The sequence below is a fragment of the Amycolatopsis sp. NPDC104587 genome (genome assembly GCF_055583645.1).
In genome coordinates this window covers 409677-433364 of sequence record NZ_JBVJNO010000003.1, presented here as the reverse complement: position 1 = coordinate 433364, position 23688 = coordinate 409677, and the positions used below count along the sequence as shown (strand labels likewise).

General features: G+C 73.2%; 26 protein-coding genes and 1 pseudogene. 11 read left to right on the top strand and 16 right to left on the bottom strand.

The window, feature by feature from the left end:
* Nucleotides 1–37 precede the first annotated feature (37 nt).
* Nucleotides 38–1237: an FAD-dependent monooxygenase gene (locus ACZ61C_RS10085; RefSeq protein WP_465304963.1), complete on the top strand. Its 1200-nt coding sequence runs from the start codon at nt 38–40 to the stop codon at nt 1235–1237.
* A gap of 297 nt (nt 1238–1534) precedes the next feature.
* Here the strand turns inward: ACZ61C_RS10085 and ACZ61C_RS10080 are convergent, their stop codons facing one another.
* The 4 genes from ACZ61C_RS10080 to ACZ61C_RS10065 are packed head-to-tail and all read right to left on the bottom strand — an operon-like array spanning nt 1535 to nt 6928.
* The gene (locus ACZ61C_RS10080) at nt 1535–2647 is read right to left on the bottom strand and encodes an SWIM zinc finger family protein (RefSeq protein ID WP_465304961.1); all 1113 of its coding nucleotides are present in this window, start codon (nt 2645–2647) and stop codon (nt 1535–1537) included.
* Entirely contained in the window at nt 2644–5175 is a 2532-nt protein-coding gene (locus ACZ61C_RS10075) for a DEAD/DEAH box helicase (RefSeq protein ID WP_465304959.1), read from the bottom strand. Before ACZ61C_RS10075 ends, ACZ61C_RS10080 begins: the two co-directional genes overlap by 4 nt.
* A gap of 44 nt (nt 5176–5219) precedes the next feature.
* Nucleotides 5220–6002 (bottom strand): ABC transporter permease, encoded by a 783-nt coding sequence (locus ACZ61C_RS10070; protein WP_465304957.1) that lies wholly within the window; start codon nt 6000–6002, stop codon nt 5220–5222.
* Nucleotides 5999–6928: an ATP-binding cassette domain-containing protein gene (locus tag ACZ61C_RS10065; RefSeq protein WP_465304955.1), complete on the bottom strand. Its 930-nt coding sequence runs from the start codon at nt 6926–6928 to the stop codon at nt 5999–6001. The genes ACZ61C_RS10070 and ACZ61C_RS10065 overlap by 4 nt, the downstream gene beginning before the upstream one ends.
* 79 nt (nt 6929–7007) lie before the next feature.
* Between ACZ61C_RS10065 and ACZ61C_RS10060 the strand changes: the two genes are divergently transcribed.
* Nucleotides 7008–7784, top strand: a complete 777-nt coding sequence (locus ACZ61C_RS10060) for a TetR/AcrR family transcriptional regulator (RefSeq protein WP_465304954.1) — start codon at nt 7008–7010, stop codon at nt 7782–7784.
* On the opposite strand, the gene ACZ61C_RS10055 is transcribed toward ACZ61C_RS10060, so the two are convergent.
* A complete protein-coding gene (locus tag ACZ61C_RS10055; RefSeq protein WP_465304952.1) occupies nt 7767–8936 on the bottom strand; it encodes a cytochrome P450 family protein in 1170 nt (389 codons plus the stop codon). The two genes, ACZ61C_RS10060 and ACZ61C_RS10055, sit on opposite strands and share 18 nt — an antisense overlap.
* An 86-nt stretch (nt 8937–9022) precedes the next feature.
* Here ACZ61C_RS10055 and ACZ61C_RS10050 point away from each other — a divergent pair, with 86 nt between their 5' ends.
* The 5 genes and pseudogenes from ACZ61C_RS10050 (at nt 9023) to ACZ61C_RS10030 (ending at nt 12985) form a co-directional block, all read left to right on the top strand.
* A complete protein-coding gene (locus ACZ61C_RS10050) occupies nt 9023–10066 on the top strand; it encodes a TetR/AcrR family transcriptional regulator (protein ID WP_465304950.1) in 1044 nt (347 codons plus the stop codon).
* A gap of 63 nt (nt 10067–10129) precedes the next feature.
* Nucleotides 10130–11386: pseudogene (locus ACZ61C_RS10045) on the top strand (RNA polymerase sigma factor); the annotation flags it as partial.
* A gap of 12 nt (nt 11387–11398) precedes the next feature.
* Nucleotides 11399–12163 (top strand): alpha/beta fold hydrolase, encoded by a 765-nt coding sequence (locus ACZ61C_RS10040; protein ID WP_465305625.1) that lies wholly within the window; start codon nt 11399–11401, stop codon nt 12161–12163.
* A gap of 1 nt (nt 12164) precedes the next feature.
* On the top strand, nt 12165–12500 hold the full coding sequence (locus ACZ61C_RS10035; protein ID WP_465304948.1) for a YciI family protein: 336 nt from the start codon (nt 12165–12167) through the stop codon (nt 12498–12500).
* Nucleotides 12500–12985 carry a GyrI-like domain-containing protein gene (locus tag ACZ61C_RS10030; protein ID WP_465304946.1) on the top strand — a complete coding sequence of 162 codons (486 nt, stop codon included), beginning with the start codon at nt 12500–12502 and terminating at the stop codon, nt 12983–12985. Before ACZ61C_RS10035 ends, ACZ61C_RS10030 begins: the two co-directional genes overlap by 1 nt.
* Here the strand turns inward: ACZ61C_RS10030 and ACZ61C_RS10025 are convergent, their stop codons facing one another.
* Together ACZ61C_RS10025 and ACZ61C_RS10020 are read right to left on the bottom strand one after the other, a co-directional pair.
* On the bottom strand, nt 12986–13441 hold the full coding sequence (locus tag ACZ61C_RS10025; protein WP_465304944.1) for an anthrone oxygenase family protein: 456 nt from the start codon (nt 13439–13441) through the stop codon (nt 12986–12988).
* A gap of 17 nt (nt 13442–13458) precedes the next feature.
* A complete protein-coding gene (locus ACZ61C_RS10020; protein ID WP_465304942.1) occupies nt 13459–14283 on the bottom strand; it encodes a Rossmann-fold NAD(P)-binding domain-containing protein in 825 nt (274 codons plus the stop codon).
* 82 nt (nt 14284–14365) lie between these two features.
* Here ACZ61C_RS10020 and ACZ61C_RS10015 point away from each other — a divergent pair, with 82 nt between their 5' ends.
* Nucleotides 14366–15298 carry an AraC family transcriptional regulator gene (locus tag ACZ61C_RS10015; RefSeq protein ID WP_465304940.1) on the top strand — a complete coding sequence of 311 codons (933 nt, stop codon included), beginning with the start codon at nt 14366–14368 and terminating at the stop codon, nt 15296–15298.
* 4 nt (nt 15299–15302) lie between these two features.
* Here the strand turns inward: ACZ61C_RS10015 and ACZ61C_RS10010 are convergent, their stop codons facing one another.
* Genes ACZ61C_RS10010 through ACZ61C_RS10000 form a run of 3 tightly spaced genes read right to left on the bottom strand, consistent with a single transcriptional unit; the run spans nt 15303 to nt 17152 of the window.
* Nucleotides 15303–15734: an SRPBCC family protein gene (locus ACZ61C_RS10010; protein ID WP_465304939.1), complete on the bottom strand. Its 432-nt coding sequence runs from the start codon at nt 15732–15734 to the stop codon at nt 15303–15305.
* A complete protein-coding gene (locus tag ACZ61C_RS10005; protein WP_465304937.1) occupies nt 15731–16069 on the bottom strand; it encodes an ArsR/SmtB family transcription factor in 339 nt (112 codons plus the stop codon). The genes ACZ61C_RS10010 and ACZ61C_RS10005 overlap by 4 nt, the downstream gene beginning before the upstream one ends.
* 39 nt (nt 16070–16108) lie before the next feature.
* A complete protein-coding gene (locus ACZ61C_RS10000; protein WP_465304935.1) occupies nt 16109–17152 on the bottom strand; it encodes a hypothetical protein in 1044 nt (347 codons plus the stop codon).
* A gap of 405 nt (nt 17153–17557) precedes the next feature.
* Between ACZ61C_RS10000 and ACZ61C_RS09995 the strand changes: the two genes are divergently transcribed.
* Nucleotides 17558–17941, top strand: a complete 384-nt coding sequence (locus tag ACZ61C_RS09995; RefSeq protein ID WP_465304933.1) for a RidA family protein — start codon at nt 17558–17560, stop codon at nt 17939–17941.
* A 3-nt stretch (nt 17942–17944) separates the two neighbouring features.
* Here ACZ61C_RS09995 and ACZ61C_RS09990 read toward each other — a convergent pair whose 3' ends face one another.
* Nucleotides 17945–19132, bottom strand: coding sequence for an RNA polymerase sigma factor (locus tag ACZ61C_RS09990; protein ID WP_465304931.1), 1188 nt, complete (start codon nt 19130–19132; stop codon nt 17945–17947).
* Nucleotides 19129–19473, bottom strand: a complete 345-nt coding sequence (locus tag ACZ61C_RS09985) for a YciI family protein (protein ID WP_465304929.1) — start codon at nt 19471–19473, stop codon at nt 19129–19131. The genes ACZ61C_RS09990 and ACZ61C_RS09985 overlap by 4 nt, the downstream gene beginning before the upstream one ends.
* Before the next feature lie 97 nt (nt 19474–19570).
* On the opposite strand from ACZ61C_RS09985, the gene ACZ61C_RS09980 reads away from it, so the two are divergent.
* A complete protein-coding gene (locus ACZ61C_RS09980) occupies nt 19571–20614 on the top strand; it encodes a site-specific integrase (RefSeq protein ID WP_465304927.1) in 1044 nt (347 codons plus the stop codon).
* Between the two features lie 6 nt (nt 20615–20620).
* Here the strand turns inward: ACZ61C_RS09980 and ACZ61C_RS09975 are convergent, their stop codons facing one another.
* Nucleotides 20621–20791, bottom strand: coding sequence for a hypothetical protein (locus ACZ61C_RS09975; protein ID WP_465304925.1), 171 nt, complete (start codon nt 20789–20791; stop codon nt 20621–20623).
* Between the two features lie 25 nt (nt 20792–20816).
* Between ACZ61C_RS09975 and ACZ61C_RS09970 the strand changes: the two genes are divergently transcribed.
* Nucleotides 20817–21326 (top strand): CGNR zinc finger domain-containing protein, encoded by a 510-nt coding sequence (locus ACZ61C_RS09970; protein WP_465304923.1) that lies wholly within the window; start codon nt 20817–20819, stop codon nt 21324–21326.
* Here ACZ61C_RS09970 and ACZ61C_RS09965 read toward each other — a convergent pair.
* The 3 genes from ACZ61C_RS09965 to ACZ61C_RS09955 are packed head-to-tail and all read right to left on the bottom strand — an operon-like array spanning nt 21323 to nt 23684.
* Entirely contained in the window at nt 21323–22027 is a 705-nt protein-coding gene (locus tag ACZ61C_RS09965; RefSeq protein WP_465304921.1) for an SRPBCC family protein, read from the bottom strand. The two genes, ACZ61C_RS09970 and ACZ61C_RS09965, sit on opposite strands and share 4 nt — an antisense overlap.
* 44 nt (nt 22028–22071) lie before the next feature.
* Nucleotides 22072–22758 (bottom strand): class I SAM-dependent methyltransferase, encoded by a 687-nt coding sequence (locus ACZ61C_RS09960; RefSeq protein WP_465304919.1) that lies wholly within the window; start codon nt 22756–22758, stop codon nt 22072–22074.
* 59 nt (nt 22759–22817) lie between these two features.
* Nucleotides 22818–23684: an alpha/beta fold hydrolase gene (locus ACZ61C_RS09955; protein ID WP_465304917.1), complete on the bottom strand. Its 867-nt coding sequence runs from the start codon at nt 23682–23684 to the stop codon at nt 22818–22820.
* Nucleotides 23685–23688: the final 4 nt, after the last annotated feature.

The window sequence follows — 23688 nt, the reverse complement described above, 5'->3', positions numbered from 1 at the left end:
GGTACAACTTACCTACCGTTAAGTCAGGGAGGCGCTCATGCGGATTCTGATCTCCGGCGCCAGCATCGCGGGTCCGGTGCTGGCGTACTGGCTGTCCAGGCACGGCTTCAACGTCACGGTGGTCGAACGCGCCCCCACCCTCCGCAAGACCGGCGGCCACGCCGTCGACCTGTTCCGCCCCGCCATGGACATCACCGAACGGATGGGCGTTTTGCCGCGCGTCGAGGCGGTCGCCACCGGCTCAACCAGGCTGACGATGCATCGCGAAGGCGTGCGCCGGCCGGTGCGGATCGACCTCGCGAAGATCTTCCAGGCCGCCTCCGACCGGCACGTCGAGATCATGCGCGACGACCTCAGCGAGATCTACTACGACGCCGGCCGCGAAGACGTCGAGTACCTCTTCGGCGACTCGATCACCGCCCTCTCCCCCGACGGCGAAGTCACCTTCGAGCACGCCGCGCCGCGCACGTTCGACGTCGTCATTGGCGCCGACGGGCTGCACTCGAACGTGCGCCGGCTCGTCTTCGGCGAGGAAGCCGGGCTGACCAAGTTCATCGGGGCCTACCTGGCCGTGCTGTCGCTGCCCGACACCCTCGGCCTCGACGACGGCGAAACCGTCATCCACCTCGGCGCCGGCCGCACCGCGGGGTTCTACAGCGCCCGGCACATCGCCGACGCCCGCGCGGTGTTCCTGTTCCGCCGCGACGAGCAGCTCGACGTCCCGCGGCAGAAGGAGCTGCTGCGCCAGGCCTATGCCGGGATGCACCCGCACGTCGACGCCTGGCTGGCCGAGCTGGACGGCCCGGGCCCGTTCTACTTCGACTCGATCACCCAGCTGCGGATCGACTCCTGGTCCCGCGGACGCGTCACCCTCGTCGGCGACGCCGGGTACTGCCCCGGCCCGGCCGTCGGCGGCAGCACCAGCCTCGCGGTGCTCGGCGCGTACGTCCTGGCCGGCGAACTGGCCGCGGCGGGCGGCGACCACGAGCGCGCCTTCGCCGCGTACGAAAGCGAAATGGGCGGCCTGGTGCGCAAGAGCCGCGCGTTCGCCGAAGGCGCCGCGCGCACCTTGATCCCGGCGACGCGCACCGGCGCGTGGGCCCTGGCCCGCGGCGGGCAGCTGATCTCGGCCCTGCCGGCCGGGGTGAGCCGGACGCTGGCGAAGCTCAACGGCGGCGGAGCCCGGATGCACGACTCGATGCGGGTGACGGACTACACGGTCACGCCCGTGGGCTGAGCCCGGTCGAGGTCGCCTGGCGCCCAGCAGGGTGGTCGCCGGGCACCGGCAAACCCGGGACAGCGGGGCGCCGACGTGGGCACCATCGAGCCGGGCGGGGGGGGGGGGGGGGGGGGGGGGGGGGGGGGGGCCGGGGGGGGGGGGGGGGGGGGGGGGAAAGAAAAGAAGAAGAAGAGGAAGGGAAGAGGGAGAGACACCCCCCCCCCCCCCCCACCCCCAGTGGGCCCGGCGGAACCCCGCCGTCAACGCACAGGAGACAGCGGGGACCGCGCTGGATACCGGGAATCCCGGCGGGTTTCAGCCCGGCAGCAACCCCGGGTCGGTCTCCGGCGGACCCGCGGGCCACCACGTGCCGTCCTCGAGCCGGTACGGGTGCCAGCGGCCCCGGTGGTCGAGCCGCAGCTGGACCGCGCCGGCCGTGCAGTGGTTGCGCTCGAACACCGGCTCCTCGTCGGTGACGTCGGCGAGCGCGACCCGCGCGGCCGCCAGCGCCGCCTTGGGCGGGGACCACGACGATTCGAGGACCTCGAGACCGTCACGGCCGCCGTAGCTCCAGGCCGCGACCGCCCGCCGGAAGCCGCTTCCCTCACCCAGCCGCTCCGCCACCGCCGGGAACTGCGCGGCCAGCCGGACCGTGTCCTGCCGACGTCCCGGCCACGGCTCGCCCGCCAGCAGCGCCCGCGCCTGTCCCGAGGCGTTCGCCGTCAGCAGGGCGAACGCCTCGGCCGGCACCCCGGGCGCCGCCGGGATCGACGGCGCCCCCGACGGCTCGAACAGCGCCAGGTCCGGCAGCTCACCCGGCGTCCGGTCCGCCGGGACGGCCGGGAAGTCGTCCCGGGGCGCGGTCCGGCTCTCCAGCTCCGCCCGGATCTCCCGCTCACCCAGCCCGCGCATCAGCAACAGCACGAACGGGTCCGCGTCCAGCAGCCACGACGCCTGGAACGACAACGCCGCCGCGTGCTTGCACGGCAGCTCCCAGCCCGGGCAGTCGCACTCCGGGTCGAGGTCGCCGATGCCCGGCAGCAGGTGGACACCCGCGTCGTCGGCCGCGGTCACCAGGTCGTGCGGCATGTCCCGGTCCAGCAACGCCGCCAGGTGCCCCGCGCGCGAGGCGACCCGGTCGAGGAACCGCGTCCAGTCCGCTTCGGACAGCTCCGCCAGCCGCAGCTCGGTCCGGTACGGGCCGCCGTCGGCGTCGTCGACCACCGCCGCGATCCGGCCCGGGCTCACCGTGATCGGCCCGACCAGCCCGGCCGCGGCGTACCGGCGGCCCGCTTTGAGCTGACGCAGGTCCAGCGCGGTGTCCTCCATCGCGCTCACCCACGCCCGCCCCCACCACGACGTCGCGAACCGCCCGCGCGTCCCCGTCGCGCCGAACGCGGGAAACCCGCGCACCCGCTCGTCGCTCATCCGCGGCTCCTCAGCTCGACGAGCTCCGCGAGCTCGGTGTCGGTCAGCTCCGTCAGCGCCGCCTCGCCGCCGGCCAGCACCGCGTCGGCCAGCGCGCGCTTCTCCCGCAGCATCGCCGCGATCCGGTCTTCGACCGTGCCTTCGGTGACGAGCCGGTGCACCTGCACCGGCCGGGTCTGCCCGATCCGGTACGCCCGGTCGGTCGCCTGGTCCTCCACCGCCGGGTTCCACCAGCGGTCGAAGTGCACAACGTGGTCGGCTCGCGTCAGGTTCAGCCCGGTGCCCGCCGCCTTGAGCGACAACAGGAACACCGGCACCGCACCGTCCTGGAACCGCTTGACGAGCTCTTCGCGGCGAGGCACAGGCGTGCCGCCGTGCAGCAGCTGCGTGCCGATCCCGCGCGCCGCCAGGTGCTTCTCCAGCAGCCGGGCCATGGCGACGTACTGGGTGAACACCAGCACCGCGCCGCCCTCGGCGAGGATCGTGTCCAGCAGCTCGTCGAGCAGCTCCAGCTTGCCCGAGCGGCCGCCGCCCTCTTGAAGAGACAGAGCCTTGAGGTACTGCGCCGGGTGGTTGCAGATCTGCTTCAACGCCGTCAGCAGCTTCACGATCCGGCCGCGCCGCGCCATCCCGTCACTCCCGGCGATCTCGGCCATCATCTCCCGCACGACCGCCTCGTACAGCGCCGCCTGCTCGGAACTGAGCGTCACCGGCCGGTCGGTCTCGGTCTTCGCCGGCAGCTCCGGCGCGATCCCCGGGTCGGACTTGCGGCGCCGCAACAAGAACGGCCGCAGCAGCCGAGCCAGCCGTTCCGCGGCCCCGGGACTGCCCGCCTCGATCGGCTTCGCCCAGCGCGCCCGGAACTCCGCCAGCGACCCGAGCAGGCCCGGCGCTGTCCAGTCGAGGATCGCCCACAGTTCCGAGAGCGTGTTCTCCACCGGCGTGCCGGTCAACGCCACCCGCGCGTTGGCGGGCACCAGCCGCAACGCCTTCGCCGTGCCCGAACGGTGGTTCTTCACGTGCTGGGCCTCGTCGGCCACCAGCAGCCCCCACCGGATCCCGGCCAGCGGCGCGGGATCGGCGCGCAGGGTGCCGTAGGTCGTCAGCACGAACCCGTCGAGCTCCGCCAGCGAGCGCGCGCCGCCGTGGAAGCGCCGCACCGGCACCCCCGGGGCGAACCGGCGGATCTCGTGTTCCCAGTTGCCCAGCAGCGACGCCGGGCACACCACCAACGTCGGCCCGGCCGCGCGGTGCAGGTGCAACGCGATCAGCGTGACCGTCTTGCCCAGCCCCATGTCGTCGGCGAGGCAGCCGCCGAGGCCGAGCCCGGTCACCGTCGCCAGCCACTGCAGCCCGCGAAGCTGGTAGTCCCGCAGCGACGCGGCCAGCCCGGCCGGTGGCGCCTGCGGCTCCGGGGGTTCGGACAGCCGTTCTCGCAGCCGCGCCAGCCAGCCGTCGGTGACCACTTCGACCGGCTCGCCGTCGACGTCGGTGGTGCCCGACAGCACCGCGCCGAGCGCGTCGACCGGCGTGAGCGGCTTCAACGTCCGCTCCCGTGCCTTCGCCGCCAGCGCCGGGTCGACCAGCACCCAGCGGTCCCGCAGCCGCACCACCGGACGTCGGGCTTCGGCCAGGGCGTCCAGCTCCGCCTCGGTCAGCACCTCGCCGCCCAAGGCCAGCTGCCAGTCGAACGCCAGCGCCCGGCCGCCGCCGAAGAACGCCGGCAGGTCACCGGGTGTGTCCCCGGCCCGCACGACCGCCCGCGCGGTGAGCGTCCCGGCCAGCTCGGCCGGCCAGTGCACGTCGATCCCGGCCGCCGCCAGCCGCGGCGCCGCGGCCGCGAGCAGCTCGGTCACCTCGTCCGCGCCGAGCGCCAGCCGGTCCGGCACGGCCGAGGTCAGCAACGGCCCCAGCGCCGGCCACACCTGCGCACCCCGCCGCAGCGCCAGCACGACGTCGATGCGGGCGCGCGGCCCGAACCGGCCCGTCTCCCACAGCTCGACGGCGTCGGCGACCCGGCCCGGGTCGGCGAGGCTGTGCACCTGCACCACGGCGTCGAAGCGGCCCGTGTCGAACCCGCCGGGCGCCTCGAGCCGCAGTGACACCCGGATACCCGAGTCGAGCCCGGCGGCCAGCTCGTCGGCCCAGTCCCGCACCGCCTCGGCCCGCTGCGGCGCGACCGCGGCGAACAACCGCGTCCCGGCCGCTTTCGCCGCGGCGGGCGTGCGCGGCAGCGTGTCGGCGACGGCGTCGAGGAACGCCCGCAGCAGCGGCCCCGGCGCCCGCTCGCCCGCGGGCATCGCCGCCGCGAGATCCCGCAGCCACGCGGCTTCCGCCGGTTCGAGCGGTCCGACGCGCCAGGCGTCGTGCCCGGCCTCGGTCACCCCCGGCAGCAACCGGCCCGCCGCGACCAGCCGCAGCACGGCCTTCGCCGCGGTGGCCCAGAACAGCGCGGACGGATCGGGATCCGTTCTGGCGAGCAACTCTTTCAGACCGTCCGTTATGGACAGTTCCCGGTCGTCGAGCACCAGGCGGCCCGCTCGTGGCGGTTCACCCGGCAGGAAATCGGTGATCAGTTCCCCAGCCTCTCGTATCGGCGCACGGACAACGGCACGAACACCGCGAGCAGCACCAGCGGCCACACCACGGCCATTGGCACGGCGTGCTCGCTCACCCAGGACGTCCCCGCCGCCCCCGGGTTGCCGAACAGCACCCGCGCCGCCGTCACCGTGGAGGACAACGGGTTCCACTCCGCCACGGTTCCCAGCCACGCCGGCATCGTCGCGGTCGCCACGAACGCGCTGGAGAGGAACCCGAACGGGAACTCCAGCGTCTGCGCGAGCGTCACCATCGACGGATCCGTCGTCAGCAGCCCCAGGTAGATCCCCGCCCACACCAGCGCCGTGCGCAGCAGGAGCAGCAGCACCACCGCGGCCAGCGTCTCCCCGAGGCTGCCGTGCGGGCGCCACCCGACGGCGAACCCGCAGCCGAACAGCACCGCCAGCGCCAGCACCGCGTTCACCAGGTCCGCGGCCACCCGGCCGGTGAGCACCGCCGACGGCGCCATCGGCAGCGACCGGAACCGGTCGGTGACCCCCTTGGTGGCGTCGTCGAGCACCGAGATCATCGTCCCCGACAGCCCGAACGCCATGGTCATGGCGAACATCCCCGGCATCAGGAACTCGCGGTACGAGCCGCCGCCGGGCACGGTCATCCCGCCGCCGAGCAGGTAGGCGAAGATCAGCACCATCAGGACCGGGAACGCCACCACCGTGGCCAGCCGGGCCGGGCGCCGCGCCAGGTGCGCGAGGTAGCGCCCGGTCAGCGTCCAGCCGTCTGCGAGGGCCCACCTCATCGCGCCACCTTCCCCGTCAGCTCCAGGAACACCTCGTCGAGCGTCGGATGCCGCAGCGCGACGTCGGCGACCGCCAGTTCGGTCGCGCCCAGCTCGCGCACGACGTCGGTCAGCATCGACGGCTCGGCTGGTGCGCTGACCCGCAGTTCTTCGGTGACGGGCTCGGTCCCGGTGACGCGGGCCAGCAGAGCCGCCGCGGGGACGACGACGTCCGGGTCGGGCAGGGTCAGCTCGATCCGGGTCGCGCCGAGAGAGTCCTTCAGCTCGGCCGGGGTTCCTTCGGCGATGACGCGCCCGTGTTCGACCAGCGAGATCCGGTCGGCCAGGCGGTCGGCCTCTTCAAGGTACTGCGTGGTGAGCAGGACGGTCGTGCCGTCGGCGACCAGCGACCGCACCGCCCGCCAGACTTCGGCGCGGCTGCGCGGGTCGAGCCCGGTGGTGGGCTCGTCGAGGAACAGCACCCGCGGGGCGGCGAGCAGGGACGCGGCCAGGTCGAGCCGCCGCCGCATGCCGCCGGAGTACGCCGAAACCGGCTTCGTCCCGGTGTCGGCGAGGTTGAAGCGGTCCAGCAGGTCGTCGGCGCGGCGGGTGGCCTCGCGCCGGCCCAGGTGGTGCAGCCGGCCGAACAGCACCAGGTTCTGCCGGCCGGACAGCAGCTCGTCCACCGCGGCCTGCTGCCCGACCAGCCCGATCGACGCGCGCACCTTCGCCGGTTCGGTGGCGACGTCGAAGCCCGCGACCCGGGCGAGGCCCTCGTCGTGGCGCAGCAGGGTGGAGAGCACGCGGACGGCGGTCGTCTTGCCCGCGCCGTTGGGTCCCAGCAGGCCGTGGAGCGTGCCCGCCGGGACGGAAAGAGCGAACCCGTCAAGGGCGTACGCGTCGCCGTAGCGCTTGCGAAGTCCCTCGGCCTGGATCTGCAGGGTCATCGTCCCCCTTTACTCTGTACTGTGTACGAAGAAGAGGTTAGCACAACTCTGTACGTTGTACGAGAATTGGGTGGGCAGAATGGGCGGCGTGACCACGGAGGAGACCGGCGGCGGTGACCCGCGACGCGCGATCGAGCTGCTCTGGGGCGTGTCGGCGCCCCCGCGACGCGGCCCGAAACCGAAGCTGACCACGGCCGACGTCGTCCGCGCGGCGATCACCCTTGCCGACGCCGACACGCTCGACGCCGTCACCATCCGCGGCGTCGCCGAGCACCTCGGCGTCTCCCCCATGTCGCTCTACACCTACGTGCCCGGCCGCACGGAGCTGCTGGACTTGATGGTCGACCACGCCCACGGCGAGCTGCCCGCCCCCGAACCCGGCTTCGGCTGGCGCGCGGCGCTGACCGCGGTCGCCGACGGCCAATGGGCGCTGTTCCACCGGCATCCCTGGCTGCTGCAGGCCACCACCAGCCGCTCGGCGCTGGGCCCGAACAGCTTCGCCAAGTACGAGCACGAACTGCGCGCGGTCGAGGGCATCGGCCTGGACGACGTCGAGATGGACGCCGCCGTCGGGTTGGTCACCGGCCTGGTCCGGACGACCGCGCGCAGCTCGCTCGACGCCGCCCGGCTGGTGCGCACCAGTGGCCTGACCGACGCCCAGTGGTGGGAACGCGCCGCGCCGGTGCTGGCCGGCATCCCGGCCGCCGACGCGGCCAACTACCCCCTCGCCTCCCGCGTCGGGCAGGCCGCGGGTGAGGCCCACAACGCCGCCGAAGACCCGGCCTACACCTTCCGGTTCGGCCTGGCCCGGGTCCTCGACGGCATCGAAGCGCTGATCTCAGAGCGTCAGCGGTAGTTCCGCGGGCCGCCACGTCCCGCCGTCGGGCGCGCGCGGCACGTCACCGGCCGGCGCCAGATCCGGGAAGCGCGCGAACAGCGCCGAGAGCGCCACCTCCGTCTCGACCCGGGCGATCGACGCGCCCAGGCAGAAGTGCGGGCCGTACGAGAACCCCAGCTGCGCCGGCCCGTTCCTGGTCACGTCCAGGCGGTCCGCGTCGGCGAACACCCGCGGGTCGCGGTCGGCCGCCACCATCGCCGCCGTCACGCGCTCGCCCTCCCGGATCACCTCGCCGCCGATCTCGACGTCTTCCCGCGCGAACCGCGGGGTGGTCAGCAGCTGCGGGCTGCAGAAGCGCATCAGCTCCTCGACCGCGCCCGGCCACAACGCCGGATCCGCGCGCAGAGCCGCGAGCTGGTCCGGGTGCCGCAGCAGGGCTTCGACGGCGTTGGCGAGGAGGTTCACCGACGTCTGCCCGGCCAGCACCAGGTGCCAGACCAGGGTGACCAGCTCGGTGTCGGTGAGCCGGTCGTCGTCCTCGGCACGCACGAGGTCGCCGATGAGGTCGTCACCCGGCTCGGCCCGGCTGCGCGCCACCGCCTCCTTCGCGCCCGCGACGATCTCCGGGATCGCGGTGGTGAAGTCCGGGCCCACCCCACCGGCGACCGCGGCGCCGTACTCCCGCCAGCGCGGCCGGTCGGCCTCGGGAATGCCCACCAGCTCGCAGATGACGTCCATCGGCAGCGGCCGGGCGAAGTGCGGGATCAGGTCGACCACACCGCCGTCGGCGTGGGCGGGCAGCTCGTCGAGCAGCCGTTCGGTGAGCGCGGCGAGCCGGGGCCGGAGCTGCGCCGCGCGTTTCGGTGTGAAGGCCGGCGCGACCAGGCGCCGCAGCCGCAGGTGCGCGGGCCCGTCCTGCTCGGCCATCGTCCGCATGTACTCCCGGCAGTGCTCGGGGATGCCCGGCGGGCGCATGAAGCTCTCCGCGCGGACCTCGAACCGCGGGTCGGCGAGCATCGCGCGCGCCTCGGTGTAGCGGGTCAGCGCCCAGAACGGGCCGAAGCCGGGGATCACGAGCTTGGCCAGCGCGCCGGCTTCGCGGGCGTGGTCGTAGGCGGTGAACGGGTCGGTGAGGACCTTGAGGTCGGTCAGGTCGATTTCGGGGATCATCCACCACTCCAGATGGTCAAATCAGATGTTCCTATCATCTCAATGGTCACGGTATCTTGGCTCGCGACACCACGGCAAGGAGGACGATGGTCAGGCTCAGCAGAGCGGAGACCCAGGAGCGCAACCGCGCGAAGGTGCTCACCGCCGCCCGCGACGAGTTCGCCCGCCGCGGCTTCCGCGAGGCGAAGATCGACGTCATCGCCGAACGCGCCGAGCTGACCCGCGGCGCCGTCTACTCCAACTTCCCCGGCAAACGAGCCCTCTACTTCGCCGTCCTGGCCGACCTCGCCGAACGCGCGCCCCGGCCCGCGACCCCGCCGCCCGACGCGAGCGCGTCCGACGTGCTGGCCGCGTTCGCCCGCGCCTGGGTCGCCCGGCTCCCCCTGGCCACCGACACCGACAGCGACGAGGCCCGCCTCGGCCGCGACCTGCTGCCCGAGATCCTCGCCGACGAGCACACCCGGCGGCCGTTCGCGCAGCTCATGCGCCTCGAGGCGATCCTGCTCGGGCTCGCCCTCGAACGCCGTCGCCCCGGACGGCGCCTGGTCCGCGTCGCCGAAGCCGCCCTCACCACGCTGCACGGCGCGAGCCAGCTTGCCGCCGCCGCGCCCGGCTTCGGCGAGCCGTTCCACGTCGTCACCGCGTGCGCTGCCCTGCTCGACCTCGGCCTGAGCGACGACTGGCCCGCGACCCCGCCGATCACCAGCCAGGCCAAGCCCGTCGACGAGCCGTGGCGCCCGCCCGCGGGAACCGACCTGCTGACCGGCGAGACGATCCGGCCCGGCGACGGCGTCGTGACCGTGCTCGGCCTGCACCGCGCGGCCGCCTTCGAAGAAGCCGTCCGCACCGGCGCCGACGTCACCGCGGTGCTCGTCACCAGCGATCCCGGCGAGCTCGCCCCGCTGGCCCGGCTCGCCGTCGCCGACCTGCGCGGCTGCCTCGACCAGGCGATCACCCCGCCGGCCCGGCCCCGGCTGCGGATCGTCTGCGACACCACCGGCGAGCTCGCCGCGGCCGCCGGCGTCACGGCGGTCAGCGACGCCACCGAGACGGCCGTGCGCGTCGAAAACGGCCGGATCGTCGTGCGGGCCGAAGGTTTCGGCGCCTGTCACGCGGCGGCGACCGGCTAGGTGTCGATCCCGGCGCCCGCCGTTCGTCGGCGGGGTGACCGGAAACGTGGGGAGGTACGGGTGGTGGACGTCGAGACCGCGGTCACCGAGGCGTTCCGCGAGGAGTGGGGCCAGGTCGTGGCCACGCTCATCCGGATCACCGGCGACTGGGACCTCGCCGAGGAATGCGCCCAGGAAGCCTTCGCGCTGGCCCTGCGCACCTGGCCCCGCGACGGCGTGCCACGCCGGCCCGGCGCCTGGCTCACCACCGCCGCCCGCAACCGCGCCACCGACCGGCTCCGCCGCGACGCCCTCGGCGCCGCCAAGCTCCGGGAGGCCGGCCTCGTGAACGTCCCCGACGACCCCGACACCGACCACAGCGGCGTCACCGACGACCGGCTGCGGCTCATCTTCACCTGCTGCCACCCGGCCCTGGCCACCGAAGCCCAGGTCGCGCTCGCCCTGCGCACCCTCGCCGGGCTGAGCACCGCCGAGATCGCCCGCGCGTTCCTCGTGCCGGAAGCGACCATGTCGCAACGGCTCGTGCGGGTGAAGCGCAAGATTCGCAACGCCGGCATCCCCTACCGCGTCCCGCCCGCGCACCTGCTGCCCGAACGCACCACCGCCGTGCTCGGCGTGCTGTACCTGACGTTCAACGAGGGCTACTCCGCCAGCGCCGGGCCCGACCTGCTGCGCCCCGACCTCGCCACCGAAGCCCTCCGCCTCGCCCGCGTACTGGCCAGCCTGATGCCGGACGAACCCGAAGTCCTCGGGCTGCTCGCGTTGCTGCTGTTCCAGCACGCCCGCCGCGCCACCCGCACCGGCGTGCACGGCGAGCTCGTGCCGCTGGAAGAGCAGGACCGCACCCGCTGGGACACGGGTGAGATCACCGAAGGCACCCAGGTCCTGGAGACCGCGCTGCGCCGCCGCCGGCCCGGGCCGTACCAGATCCAGGCCGCCATCGCGGCCTGTCACGCCACCGCTGTGACACCCGCCGACACCGACTGGGCCCAGATCGCCGGCCTCTACGGCGAGCTGCGCAAGCACGTTCCCAGCGAAGTCGTCGAGCTCAACCGGGCGGTCGCGGTCGGCATGGCCGACGGTCCCGAGGCCGGGCTCGCGCTGCTCGAGGGCCTGACGATGACCGGATACCACCTGCTCCCGGCCACCCGCGCGGACTTCCTGCGCCGCCTGCGCCGCCACACCGACGCCGCCGAGTGGTACTCGAAAGCCCGCGACCTCGCGCCCACCGACGCCGAGCGCGACTACCTCACCCGAAGAATCTCCGAAACGCTGTCGGTCCCCGGCGGGCCCGTTCGTCGGTCGGGTGAACCCCGACCACCGGAGGAACCCATGCCCACCCTCGCCGTCCCCGGCGCCACGATCACCTACGACGTCACCGGCCACGGACCCGTGCTGCTACTGGTCCCCGGCGGCCCGGCCGACGCCGCGGTGTTCACCCACATCCGGCCGCTGCTGGCCGAAGACCACACCGTGGTCACCTACGACCCGCGCGGCCTCGGCCGCAGCCCCCTCGACGGCGAACCGGGGGACGACATCATCCGCGAACACGCCGAAGACGTGCACCGCCTGCTCACCGAGATCGGCCCCGCCGACGTCTTCGCCAGCAGCGGCGGCGCCATCACGATGCTCGACCACGTCCGGCGGCACCCCGGCGACGTCCGCACGCTCGTGCTGCACGAACCGCCCGTCAGCCGTTACCTGCCCGCCGCCGCCCTCGACGGCCCCGACATCCCGGCCCTGTTCCACGACCAAGGCCTCGCCCCGGCCTTCGCCGCGTTCATGGCGCTCGTGGGTGTCGACCCCGCGCCTCCGCTCGACCCCCGGGGCGAAGGCAACTTCACCTACTTCTTCCGCCACCTGATGGCCGCCACCGGCGGCTACCAACCCGACCTCGACGCGCTCCGGGCGACACCCGCGCGGCTGGTGGTCGCCGTCGGCGAGAAGTCCGCCGGGACGACGGCCCACGAAGCCGCCCTCGGGTTCGCCGCCGGCCTCGAGCTCACCGCCGTCGAGTTCCCCGGCGACCACGGCGGGTTCGCCACCGAACCGGACGCTTTCGCCGCGCGCCTGCGCGAAGTACTGGAAGGACACTGACATGCAGTACCTGCTGATCATCGCCGGCGACGAGACCGCCGAAGGACACCAGGACGACGGGTGCGGCGGCTGGAGTGAAGACCTGGCCCGCCGCGGCAAGATCCGCGGCGGCGGAGGCCTGCGACCGCCGTCGGAAGCCACCACGATCCGGGTCCGCGACGGCGAGGTCCTGCTCACCGACGGGCCGTTCACCGAAGCCAAGGAACAGATCGGCGGGTTCGTCATCCTCGACTGCGACGACCTCGACGAAGCCCTCGAGCTCGCCGCCAAGCACCCCGCCGCCACCTACGGCAGCATCGAGGTGCGCCCGATGTTCGTCCCCGAGGAGCCCGCCTGATGCCGTCCACAGTGGACCGACCCGTCCAGCGCTACGTCGCCGAACGCGCGACGCTGGGGATCGAGCAGTTCCCCCGCATCGCCGACCGGCTGCCCCCGCTCATCGGCGCCCTCGCCGGCCACGGGATCGTGCCCGCCGGAGCGCCGTTCTTCCGCTACCGCGTGCTGCACCCCGGCATGCGGTTCACCGTCGAGGCCGGCGTCCCGATCGAGGGTGGGTTCACACCTGACGAGCCCGCTTTCCTCGGTGAGGTCCCGGCCGGGAAGTACGTCCTCGAGACCTACGTCGGCGCGCCCGACGGCCTGGCCGCCGCCACCGCGGAGGTCCTGGCCTGGGGCGCGGCCGAGGGCCTCACGTGGGACGTCACCGAAGGCCCCGACGGCGAGGAGTGGGGTGGCCGCCTGGAAGTCCTGCGCACCAACCCCCTCGAACAGCCCGACCCCACCCAGTGGGTCACCGACCTGCTGTTCCGCCTCGCCGACTGATCAGCCCCGGGTGAGCACGGCGGCGACCAGGCAGCCGAAGCCCGCCGTGCTCACCAGGGCGCGGATGACGTTCCAGCGCACCCAGACCGCCTCGAACGCCGCCCGCACCGCGGCGTAGTCGTCACCGCCGCTCTCCAGCGCGTTGTTGAGCGGGATGCTCACCGCCCCGGTGATCACGACCATCGCCAGCAGGAACACGAACCCGGCGATGATCCACGGCAACGGCCGCGACCCCAGGTTGACGAACACCGCGACGCCGGCCAGCACCGGCGCGCCCAGGAACGTCAGCATGAAGACGGGGTTGACGATCGCGACGTTGATGCCGCGCATCGCCTCCACGAACGTCTTGTCGTCGCCGCGAGCGAGCCCCGGCAGCACCGAGCAGGCGTAGGCGTAGAACAACCCCGCGATCAACCCGGCCGCGACCAGCGCGGCCACCAGCACCACAGTGGACATCGAGCTCTCCTTCCCCTTCACCGCGCCCAGACCCCAGTGGCCGCCGCGTCCCGGGCGAACTCGGCAAAATCCGTCGCCGGGCGGCCCAGCACCTTCGCCACGTCGTGCGTCACCGACTCGTTGCGCCCGTCGAGCACCCGGGCGAACAGCTCGGTGAGCGCCCCCACCTCTTCCTCCGGGACGCCGTACCCGACGGCCGCGGCCGCGTAGTCCTCGGCGGAAACCGGAACATAGCGGACATCTCGCCCGGACGCGGCCGAAATGTCCGAGGCGGCGTCGGCGAAGCTCAGCAGCCGCGGCCCGGTCAGCTCGTACAGCCGTCCCGTGTGCCCGGGCTCGGTCAGCACCTTCACCGCGACGTCGGCGATGTCGCGGACGTCGACGAACGGCTCGGTCACCGTGCCCGCCGGCAGCGCGATCTCCCCGCCGCGCACCGCGTCGAGCAGGAAGTGCTCGCTGAAGTTCTGCGCGAACCAGCTGCACCGCAGGACCGTCCAGCCGGTGCCCGCGTCGGCCACGATCCGTTCACATGCCTCGGCTTCTTCCTCGCCGCGACCGGAGAGCAGCACCACGTGCCGCACCCCTTGGGCGACGGCGAGCTCGGTGAACGCGCGGATGTCGCCGGCCGCGTCGGGCACCACCAGGTCGGGGTAGTAGGTCAGGTAGACCGAGCTGACCCCGTCGAGGGCCGGCGCCCAGGTCTCGCGGTCACTCCAGTCGAACGGCGGCGCGGCGCGCCGCGACGTGATCCGCACCGGCAGGCTGCGCTCCCGCAGCCGGTCCGCCACGCGGCGCCCGGTCTTGCCGGTGCCGCCCACCACCAGGAAGTTCGTTGTTGTCATGGCAGTGAGTCAAGCGGCTGTGAGTGAGACTCTCCATAGTTCAAAGCCTTGATCGCATGTTTTAGCGTCTATGCTGAGCGGCATGGATCCGCTCGCCGCGCTTCTCGACGGCCCCCGCGCCCACGGCGCGTTCCTGCTCCGCTCGGTGCTGACGCCACCGTGGGCCCTGCACATCGAGGACCAGGCGCCTCTGACCGTCGTCTCCGTCGTCCGCGGCGAAGCGTGGATCGTGCCCGACGGCGGCGAAGCCGTCCTGATGCGCGAAGGCGACGTCGCGATCGCGCGCGGCCCGGACCCGTACCTCGTCGCCGACCACCCGGCGACGCCGCCGCAGGCGATCATCCTGCCCGGCCAGGAATGCCGCACCCCCGACGGCGGGCACCTCACCGACTACGCCGACCTCGGCGTGCGGACCTGGGGCCACGGCGCCGACGGGCCGGTCGTGCTGCTCACCGGCACCTACGGCATGGAAGGCGAGCTCAGCAAACGGCTCCTCGCGGCGCTGCCGGTGCTGATCGTGCTGCGCGCGGACGACTGGCCGACCCCGCTGGTCGGGCTGCTCGCCGCCGAGATCGGCAAGGACGTGCCCGGCCAGGAAGCCGTCCTGGACCGGCTGCTCGACCTGCTGCTGATCGCCGCGCTGCGGACCTGGTTCGACCGGCCCGACACCAGCGCGCCCGCCTGGTACCGCGCGCACGACGACCCGGTCGTCGGCCAGGCGTTGCGGCTGCTGCAGCATCAGCCCGCCGAACCGTGGACGGTCGCGAAGCTCGCGGCGAACACCGGGGTCTCCCGGGCCGCGCTGGCCCGGCGGTTCGCCGTCACGGTCGGCGAGACGCCGATGGCCTACCTCGCCGGCTGGCGGCTCGCGCTCGCCGCGGACCTGCTGCGCCAGCAACCGGACGCCACGATCGGCTCGGTCGCCCACCAGGTCGGCTACGGCAGCGCGTTCGCGCTCAGCGCGGCCTTCAAACGCGAGTTCGGGGTCAGTCCCCAGCGGTACCGGACGGCGTGAACGATCATTTCAGCGCTTCGCCCAGCCGGTCGAGCCAGTCACCGGTGCCCTGCTCACGCCACTCCGGCTTCTCCTCGCCGTCGAGGAAGGTGCCCTGCTCGGTCAGGGTCAGCCGGGTGCCGTCGCCTTCATCGGCCAGCTCGACGGTGGTCGTCGACAGCGTGGCCAGCTTCCCGCCGCCGCTGAGCGTGGAGGCGTAGACGATCCGCCGGCCGGGCACGATGTCGTGGTAGGTCGAGACGAGGGCCAGGACGCCGCCGTCCGGGGTGAGCCCGTTGATCGTCTCCTCGCCGCCGACGCGGAAGTCCAGCTCGTGCGTCCCCTCGGAAACGAACCAGGCCTCCTTCGCCACCGGGTCCGCCCAGGCGGCGAACACGCGCTCCGGTGTCACCGGGTAGGTCCGTTCGAGGGTGAAGGTGGAGTGGATGACGCTCATGTCGTGCTCCCTTCGTCAGACGGCTCGGTCAGGAGGTCGCCGAGCCGGTCGAGCTTGCTTTCCCACGTGGTGCGCTGCCGCCCCAGCCAGTGCTCGCCGGCGCGCAGCAGGTCGGGTTCGATCCGGCAGGTGCGGACGCGGCCGGTCTTCTCCGACCGCACGATCCCGGCGGCTTCCAGCACCTGGAGGTGCTGGACGACGGCGGCGAGCGACATGGTCAGCGGCTCGGCCAGCTCACTGACCGACGCCGGACCGCGCACGAGACGTTCCACCAGCGCCCGCCGGGTGCGGTCACCCAGGGCGCGGAACACCAGGTCCAGGTCATGGTCAAGCATGTACTTAAGTTATGCCGTGTCGCTTCAATAGTCAAGTAACTACTTAACCATTGCGGTGACGGCGTCGGGGAGTCCCGGTGTTTCCCTGAGCACGGTGAAGACCCTGGTCAGGGTGTGTTCGACGGTGTCGGCGCGGGTGAGGGCGGTGCGGAGCTCGGCGCCCAGGTTCGTGGTGGTTTCGTGCATGGACCGGACCGTCTGCTCGTGGGTCGCCTGCAGCTCGGCCAGCCGCTGGTCGAACCCGGCGCGCAGGCGGTCGGTGTCTTCCCGGGCCCGTTCCTGTGCCGTTTGGTGGGCAGCTGCTGCCTTGGTCAGCTCTTCGCGGGCCGTGTCGAGCCGTCCGGCCGCTGTTTCGGCGCGGGCCTCGGCGGTCTCGGCCCTGGTGGCGGCCGCGTGACCGCGGCGGCGTTCCTCGTCAAGGGCGGTGCGGGTGGCGGCGAGCTCCGCGGTCAGGGTGGCGATCGTCGAGGCTCGTTCGCTTGCCAGGGTCGCGGTCGCCTCGGCGCGTTCGGTGACCCGCGCCAGCTCGTCGCGGATCGCGGCCAGCTGGCCTTCGGCGCGCTGACGCTCGTGGAGCGCCTCGCGCTGAGCGCCACGAGCGGCGTCTCGCTCCCGGATGGCGGCGGCCTTCTCTTTCTCTGCGGCGGCTGCGGTCGCGGAGGCTTCTTCGGCGGTCTCCCAGGCTTGCGTGGCTTCGGCTTCGGCGAGACCGCGCTGACGGCGGTGGTCGTCGGCTTCGGCGAGTGCCGCGTCTCGTTCGGCGAGCGCGGTGGCGGTTGTCGCTTCGAGCTGGTGGCGCAGCGTTGTGAGCGTCTCGACGAGTCCTTGTGCCGGTTCGAGCACTCGGTCGACGTGGCCGGCGAGCGCGGTGACGGCGGTGTCGTCGAGCCGGGTGTCGCTCTCTCGCAGCGACTCGGCGTCCGACAGGACGGCTTCGGCGTCGCGGCAGGTGAGGTTCCGGCGGCCCCAGGTCTTCCCGTCCTGGCAGAACCGCGCCCGGCTCCCCCGGCCTACTGCGGGTGGCAGCGGTGCTCCGCAGCGGCGGTACTCGCAGATTCGGGCCTGACCAGCATCTTCCGTCATGATCGAGACTCTATCAAATCTTCTAATTAGAACTAAATCCATCTAGTTATGATTAGAAGATAAGTTGGAGGACCTCTGGGTTTGGATAAGGTCACATATCCGAACTCAGAACACCGGATGGCTTCCACGGACGGGATCAGGGGGAGCAAAAACTAGGAGCCCCCGGCCCTGGGCGAGCCTGGAAGCCCGAAGCGAGGCTGGGGCCGCGCTCGACCCGGCGAGATCATCAGCGTGCCCCTGCCCCTGCCCCGCGACCGCGGTGGCCACCTGGGCGCCGACGCACCAGCCTGCCGGGTGGACCTGGGTGAACCGCCTGCGAGCGACCTCAGGAACTCCACGGTGTCTTCCACAGGACGAGGGCGCGTGCGGCGATACGGTGGGGAGATCGAGAAGGGGAGGAAACTCATGGCGGAATACCTGGTGCGACCGGACGGGCTGCCCCCGGTGAACGGATACAGCCACGCCGTGACCTTCGACGGGCCGCTCGTCGCGGTTTCCGGTCAGGTTCCGGTCAGCAGCGCCGGGGAGTTCGCCGGGGACGCCGCGGACGCGCAGGTGCGGCAGGTGTTCGAAAACCTCGCGACCGCGCTCGCCGCGGCCGGCTCCGGGCTCGACCGGATCGTGAAGCTGACGGTCTTCCTCACCGATCTCGCCGACCTGCCGGCATTTCGCGCGGTGCGCGACGAATACCTGGACCCGGACCGGTTGCCGGCGTGTTCGCTGGTGCAGGTGCGTGGCCTGGTGGACCCGCGGTTCCGCGTCGAGATCGACGCGTTCGCCGCGGGCTGACCCTCAGCTCAGGAGCGCCAGCTTGCGCTCGAGCAGTTCCCGCTCCACGCGGTTGCGGGTCAGCTCGATCGCCCGCCGGTACGCCGAAGCCGCGTCCTCGGTGCGGCCCCGGCGAGCCAGCAGATCCGCGCGAACCGCGTGGTACAGCGGGAAACCCTCGAGGCCGAGGCCGTCAAGCAGGCCCAGCGCCGCGGCGGGACCGTCGACCTCGGCGACCGCGACCGCACGGTTCAGCGCCACCACCGGGGTCGGCGTGGCGGCCAGGAGCTGGTCGTAGAGCGCCTTGACCTGCGTCCAGTCCGTGGGCGCGTCGCTGTGGACGGCCTGGATCGCCGCCTGGATCTGGTACGGGCCCGGCTGGTTGCGGCGCAGGCACCGCCGGACGATCTCCTGGCCCTCGCCGATCAGCGCCGGGTCCCAGCGCGCGCGGTCCTGGTCGGCGAGCAGGACGAGGTCGCCGCCGGCGGTGGTGCGGGTGGCGCGGCGCGCCTGCACGAGCAGCATCAGCGCGAGCAGGCCCCAGACCTCCGGCTCGTCCGGCATCAGCCCGGCCAGGACGCGGGTGAGCCGGATCGCCTCGTGACACAGGTCGTCGCGGACCAGGTCCTCCCCCGCGCTGGCCGTGTACCCCTCGGTGAAGATCAGGTACAGCACGGCCAGCACCGCCGCCAGCCGCGCGGGCAGGTCCGCGTCCCGCGGGACGCGGTACGGGATCCCGGCGTCGCGGATCTTGTTCTTCGCGCGGACGATCCGCTGGGCCATCGTGGGCTCGGCGACCAGGAACGCCGCCGCGATCTCGGTGGTGGTCAGACCGCCGAGCAGCCGCAGCGTCAGCGCGACCTGGCTGGCCCGGGCCAGCGCGGGGTGGCAGCAGGTGAAGATCAGCCGGAGCCGTTCGTCGGGCACGGCGCCCTCCTCGACGGGCTCGGATTCCAGGTGCAGCAAGGCGGCCTGGGCGTGTTTGTCCTCGCGGGCGGCTTCCCGGCGCAGGCGGTCGACGGCGCGGTTGCGGGCAGTGGTGATGATCCAGCCCGCCGGGCTCGGCGGGAGCCCGGCGGCCGGCCAGCGCCGGACCGCCTCGGCGAACGCGTCCTGGACGGCTTCCTCGGCGATGTCGATGCTCCCGAACACCCGCACGAGGACCGACACCGCGCGGCCGTACTCCGCGGCGAAGACCTCCTCGACGCTCATCCGCCGAACGGCCGCACCTCGACCGGCAGCGGGGCGACGGCGTCGGCGAGGCGGCTGCCCCAGGCCAGGGCCGCGTCGAGGTCGGGCGCGGTGATGATCGTGAACCCGCCGAGGTGCTCGCGGCCCTCCGTGAAGGGGCCGTCGGTGACGAGCGTGTCCCCGTCGGCGGCCCGCAGCACGGTGGCGCTCGACGGCGGGTGCAGGCCGCCGGCGAACACCCACGCGCCGGCCGCCTGGAGGTCGGCGTTCAGCACGTCGAGCTTCTTCGTCACCTCGTCGAGCACGTCCGGCGGCGGGGTCGGGCCGTCGGGCTGGTAGATGCTGAGCAGGTACTGCTTCACGTCGTCTCCTTCGCCGGTCGGTGCGTTCACCGCTGACACGAACGGCGCCCGGCCGGATCGACAGCGTCCCGGACGAATCATCCACTAACCTCGGCGCGTGCCCGACCTGGAACCGGTGACCGACGCGGTCTTGGCCGCCGCGAGCCCGCAGGACCGGCTGGCGTTGCTGGACGAGGCCGCGGCCCGCCACGTCGACGGGCAGCGGCCGCCGAACACGCTCAAGGCCTACGCCCAGGACTGGCAGGTGTGGCAGGACTACACCGACGAAGCCGGGATCCCGCCGCTGGCGGCGTCGATCGGCGCGCTGACCGGGTTCGTCGTGTGGCTGGAGCGCGGGCGGACGCTGCGGCCGGACGAACGCGCCGTCGCCGAGGTGCCGGAACGGGCCGCCCCGGCGGCGCCCTCGACCATCGAACGGCGGCTGACCGGTGCTCTCGCCGGGCTGCGTCACCACAAGGTCGTCGTCGATCCCGAAGCGAGCCGGGCCGCGTGGCGGGCGCTGAAGGGGTACCGGCAGCGGCTCGCCCGGGACGGCATCCAACGCGGCCGCGGCAAGGCCACGATGGTGACCCTCACCGATCTGCGGGCCATGTCGCGAGCCTGTCCCGACACTCTCGCCGGGGCCCGCGACCGGGCGATGCTCCTGATCGGGTTCCCCATCGCCGCGCGGTGCTCGGACCTGGCGAACCTGCTGGTCACCGACGTCGAGCGGGTCGACGACCGGGGCCTGTCGGTGACCGTGCGGCACGGCAAGAGCACCGGGGACATGGTCGTCCCGCGCCGCGAGAACCCCGACACCGACCCGGTGCGGGCCTGGCTGGCGTGGCGCTCCGGTGCGGGCATCACCGAAGGGCCCGCGTTCCGCCGGGTCGACCGGCACGGCAACGTCGGCGAGCCCGCGCTGAGCACCACCGGCGTCAACCAGATCCTCACCCGGGCCGGCGTCCGGGCGGACCTGCCGTACCCGGTGACCGGGCATTCGCTGCGCTCCGGGTTCGCCACCGAGGCGCGCCGGGCAGGCGCCGACGACCTCGCGATCGCCGACCAGGGGCGCTGGGTGCGCGGCAGCCGCGCGCTTTACGAGTACATCCGCCGCGTCGACCAGTGGGACGACAACGCCGCGGGTGTGCTCGACCTCTGAGCAGCCTCACCTGGTGAGCCGGTCCCGGGTGGCGCCGACGACTTCGCCGTCGAGCCGGGCCAGCCAGCTGCCGCAGACGCAGCGCACGTAGTCGAGGCGGTGGGTGGCGGGCCGGGCCGCCGTCGCCGGCAGTTCGGCGAGCGGCCACCCGCAGCGGGGGCAACGGTTCGTGGGCATACCCCGATCGTGGTGTAATGGCTTTGTGCACTTCAACCCTTACGGCGGGCCGGCCGCTCTGGTGGCCGCGGACCTGGTGAACGCGGGCTCCGCGAGCGAACTGCTGGCGGGGATGGTCCGCAACGGCATGTCCATCCCGGCGCTCGACGACGACGAGGCGGCCCGGATCGCCGCGTGGGCCCGGCGGTTGCGCCCGGTGTTCGCCGCCGAGCCCGCGCAGCGGCCCGACCTGGTCAACGGCCTGCTCACCGAGGCGGCGTGCCGGCCGTACATCACGACCCACGACGGCAAGCCGCCCCACCTGCACTACTCGGCCGAGGACGCGGGGCCGGTCGGCCGGGTCCGCGCCTACACCGCGGGCGGCCTCGCGCACCTGGTCTGCGAAGCCCCGGACCGCCTCGGCATCTGCGGCCGCGAAGACTGCGAGACGGCGTACGTCGACACCTCGCGCAACGGCCGCCGCCGGTTCTGCTCGACGCGCTGCGCGACGCGGGTCCACGTCGCCGAGCACCGGGCGCGGCAGCTGACCGCTTAGGCGAAGACCTCCGCCAGCCACGCCGCCCAGGCGCGTTCCTCCGCCTCGACGTCGACAGTGTCGAAGTGGTGCCGCCCGACGCCGATCGGCCAGCCGAAGGCGTTGCGGCCGTAGAAGCGGACGAGCGCGTCCGCGGTCCGGACCCCGAGGAAGTTCGGCGTGGTGTAGTCGACGACCCCCGCGACGCCCCGCACCGAGACGGGATCCCCGGCCCGGACGCCTTCGGGCACACCGAGCGCCTTGGTCAGTTTGGTGAAGCCGTCGGCGGCCGCGGACACCGCGGGAGCCTCGGTCATCGCGTAGGTGGCGGTGCGGCCGGCGAAGTGCGTGAGGTACTCGCCGAGCGAGTGGTAGTAGAACGCGGTGTGCTGCCGGCAGGCGTCGTAGTTGTTGTCGCAGTCTTCGAGGAAGACCCCGCGGTGCACGAACTTCAGGTGCGTCCCGGTGTCCCGGCGGGCGAAGGTGTAGTCGAGCTGGTTGAACCAGCCGTCCCGTTCGCAGCGGGTGGCGAAGTGCTCACCCGGCTGCCAGACGGTGACCTCACCGCCGTGGAAGGTCAGCCCGGACTCCCGGCCGCCGACCCGCGGCTCGTACGAGATGGGCCACGACCAGCTCCCCGCATCGACGGTGATCGCCCGCCAGCAGTCTTCCGGCGTGGCGGCCAGCGTGCCCTCGAAACCGACTTCGAATTCCTTCGCCATCGCTGCTCAGCTCCCTCGGTGTGGTCCGCGCTCTTGTGAGGGCGTCAACCGGGGTGGGCTGGATTCGACAAACTCCGCGGAAGTTTTCTCGCCCGCCAGCCGAAGACCGTCGGGGTGGGCTCGCCGCCCTCGGCGAACCGCTCGAAGGTCAGGCCCGCGTCGAGGACGGCGTGGAGGAGCTCCGGCAGGGGCAGGTGGGTGGCGCCGACCTTGTCGCGGAGGCCCCGGTCGGTCCAGGACGCCGTCGTCCAGCCGGGTTCGCGGTAGCCGGGCCGGAGCACGACGGCCGTGTCGTCGGAGCGGTCGGCGAACCCGCCGCAGAAGCACGGGTGCACGCCGAGGTGCACGAACACCCCGCCGGGCGCGAGGACGCGGGCCGCTTCGCCCAGCACGGCCGGGTAGGCCGGCATGTCGGAGTGGACCATGATCGCGACGACCGCGGGCACCGACCCGGTGGCGACCGGCAGCGCCGCGGCGTCCCCGCGCACGACGGGCAGCCGTCCGGTCGCGTGGCGCAGCATGCTCGCGGAGACGTCGACCCCGAGTGGCGACCAGCCGAGGTCGCGGACGCGGCCCGCGTGGACGCCGGTGCCGCAGCCGAGCTCGAGGCAGGGCCCGGAGCCGGCACCGAGCAGCTCCCGCAGCGCCGGGCCGAGGGCCAAGGGGTCTTCGCGCTGGGTGGTGAGGAACGTCGTCTCGTACCAGTCGGCGATCGGGTCGTAGGCCGTCATGCTTCCCGTGTACCGCGTGCTTCCCGGGTCCGGCCACGGATTCCGCGCGCGGCGGAACGTCAGAGCAGTGCGCGCACCGCTTCCGCGAACACCTCGGGAGCTTCCTGCGGCACGTTGTGCCCGACGTCCGGCACCACGCGGTGCTCGTACGGGCCGGTGAAGTACTCACGGTCCTCGGCCGCGCTGGGACCGCCGATGCCGTCGGCGCCGGGTTCCAGCACCACCGCCGGCACGGTGATCCGCGGCTCCCGCGCGATCAGCTCCTCCAGCCGGTCGTAGCGGGGGTCGCCCTCGGCCAGGCCGAAGCGGTGGCGGTAGGAGTGGATCACGACGTCGACGAAGTCCGGGTTGTGCAGGCTCTCCGCGCTCGCGCGGAACGCCTCCGCCGCGCCCGCCCACGTCGGGGACCACGTGCGCCACAGCAGTTCGCACAGTTCTTCGCGGTTGCGCTCCAGCCCGCGGCGGCCGCGCTCGGCTTGGAAGTAGTACTGGTACCAGTAGGTCCGTTCCCACTCCGGCGGCGCCGGTTCGCCCGCGTGGGCGAGGAGCTGGACGTTGTAACCGTCGACCGACACCAGCCCGCGCACCCGCTCGGGCCACAACGCGGCGAGCAGGCACGCCGCGCGGCCGCCCCAGTCGTAGCCGCCGACGACGGCTTCCTCGACGCCGAGGGTGTCGAGGAAGCCCAGCAGGTCCTGGGCGAGCGCGGCCTGCTGGCCGGAGCGGGGTGTCTCGGCCGAGCGGAACCGCGTGCCGCCGAAGCCACGCAGGTACGGCACCAGCACCCGGGCATCGGGGAGCCGGGCGGCGACCTCGTCGTAGCTGCGGACGTCGTAAGGAAAGCCGTGCAGCAGCACGACCGGGACCCCCTCCGGCGAGCCCGATTCTTCGTACGCGATGTCCAGCAGCGACGTCGTGACGGACATGCCC

Coding starts and splice junctions, on each gene's coding strand:
- ACZ61C_RS10070 (WP_465304957.1), bottom strand. CDS start 6,002: ATGAGGTGGGCCCTCGCAGACGGCTGGACGCTGACCGGGCGCTACCTC.
- ACZ61C_RS10020 (WP_465304942.1), bottom strand. CDS start 14,283: ATGACAACAACGAACTTCCTGGTGGTGGGCGGCACCGGCAAGACCGGG.
- ACZ61C_RS10080 (WP_465304961.1), bottom strand. CDS start 2,647: ATGAGCGACGAGCGGGTGCGCGGGTTTCCCGCGTTCGGCGCGACGGGG.
- ACZ61C_RS09995 (WP_465304933.1), top strand. CDS start 17,558: ATGGCGGAATACCTGGTGCGACCGGACGGGCTGCCCCCGGTGAACGGA.
- ACZ61C_RS09975 (WP_465304925.1), bottom strand. CDS start 20,791: ATGCCCACGAACCGTTGCCCCCGCTGCGGGTGGCCGCTCGCCGAACTG.
- ACZ61C_RS10010 (WP_465304939.1), bottom strand. CDS start 15,734: ATGAGCGTCATCCACTCCACCTTCACCCTCGAACGGACCTACCCGGTG.
- ACZ61C_RS10040 (WP_465305625.1), top strand. CDS start 11,399: ATGCCCACCCTCGCCGTCCCCGGCGCCACGATCACCTACGACGTCACC.
- ACZ61C_RS10085 (WP_465304963.1), top strand. CDS start 38: ATGCGGATTCTGATCTCCGGCGCCAGCATCGCGGGTCCGGTGCTGGCG.
- ACZ61C_RS10050 (WP_465304950.1), top strand. CDS start 9,023: ATGGTCAGGCTCAGCAGAGCGGAGACCCAGGAGCGCAACCGCGCGAAG.
- ACZ61C_RS10055 (WP_465304952.1), bottom strand. CDS start 8,936: ATGATCCCCGAAATCGACCTGACCGACCTCAAGGTCCTCACCGACCCG.
- ACZ61C_RS09965 (WP_465304921.1), bottom strand. CDS start 22,027: ATGGCGAAGGAATTCGAAGTCGGTTTCGAGGGCACGCTGGCCGCCACG.
- ACZ61C_RS10015 (WP_465304940.1), top strand. CDS start 14,366: ATGGATCCGCTCGCCGCGCTTCTCGACGGCCCCCGCGCCCACGGCGCG.
- ACZ61C_RS09955 (WP_465304917.1), bottom strand. CDS start 23,684: ATGTCCGTCACGACGTCGCTGCTGGACATCGCGTACGAAGAATCGGGC.
- ACZ61C_RS10005 (WP_465304937.1), bottom strand. CDS start 16,069: ATGCTTGACCATGACCTGGACCTGGTGTTCCGCGCCCTGGGTGACCGC.
- ACZ61C_RS09960 (WP_465304919.1), bottom strand. CDS start 22,758: ATGACGGCCTACGACCCGATCGCCGACTGGTACGAGACGACGTTCCTC.
- ACZ61C_RS10030 (WP_465304946.1), top strand. CDS start 12,500: ATGCCGTCCACAGTGGACCGACCCGTCCAGCGCTACGTCGCCGAACGC.
- ACZ61C_RS10035 (WP_465304948.1), top strand. CDS start 12,165: ATGCAGTACCTGCTGATCATCGCCGGCGACGAGACCGCCGAAGGACAC.
- ACZ61C_RS10025 (WP_465304944.1), bottom strand. CDS start 13,441: ATGTCCACTGTGGTGCTGGTGGCCGCGCTGGTCGCGGCCGGGTTGATC.
- ACZ61C_RS10060 (WP_465304954.1), top strand. CDS start 7,008: ATGGGCGGCGTGACCACGGAGGAGACCGGCGGCGGTGACCCGCGACGC.
- ACZ61C_RS09990 (WP_465304931.1), bottom strand. CDS start 19,132: ATGAGCGTCGAGGAGGTCTTCGCCGCGGAGTACGGCCGCGCGGTGTCG.
- ACZ61C_RS10065 (WP_465304955.1), bottom strand. CDS start 6,928: ATGACCCTGCAGATCCAGGCCGAGGGACTTCGCAAGCGCTACGGCGAC.
- ACZ61C_RS10000 (WP_465304935.1), bottom strand. CDS start 17,152: ATGACGGAAGATGCTGGTCAGGCCCGAATCTGCGAGTACCGCCGCTGC.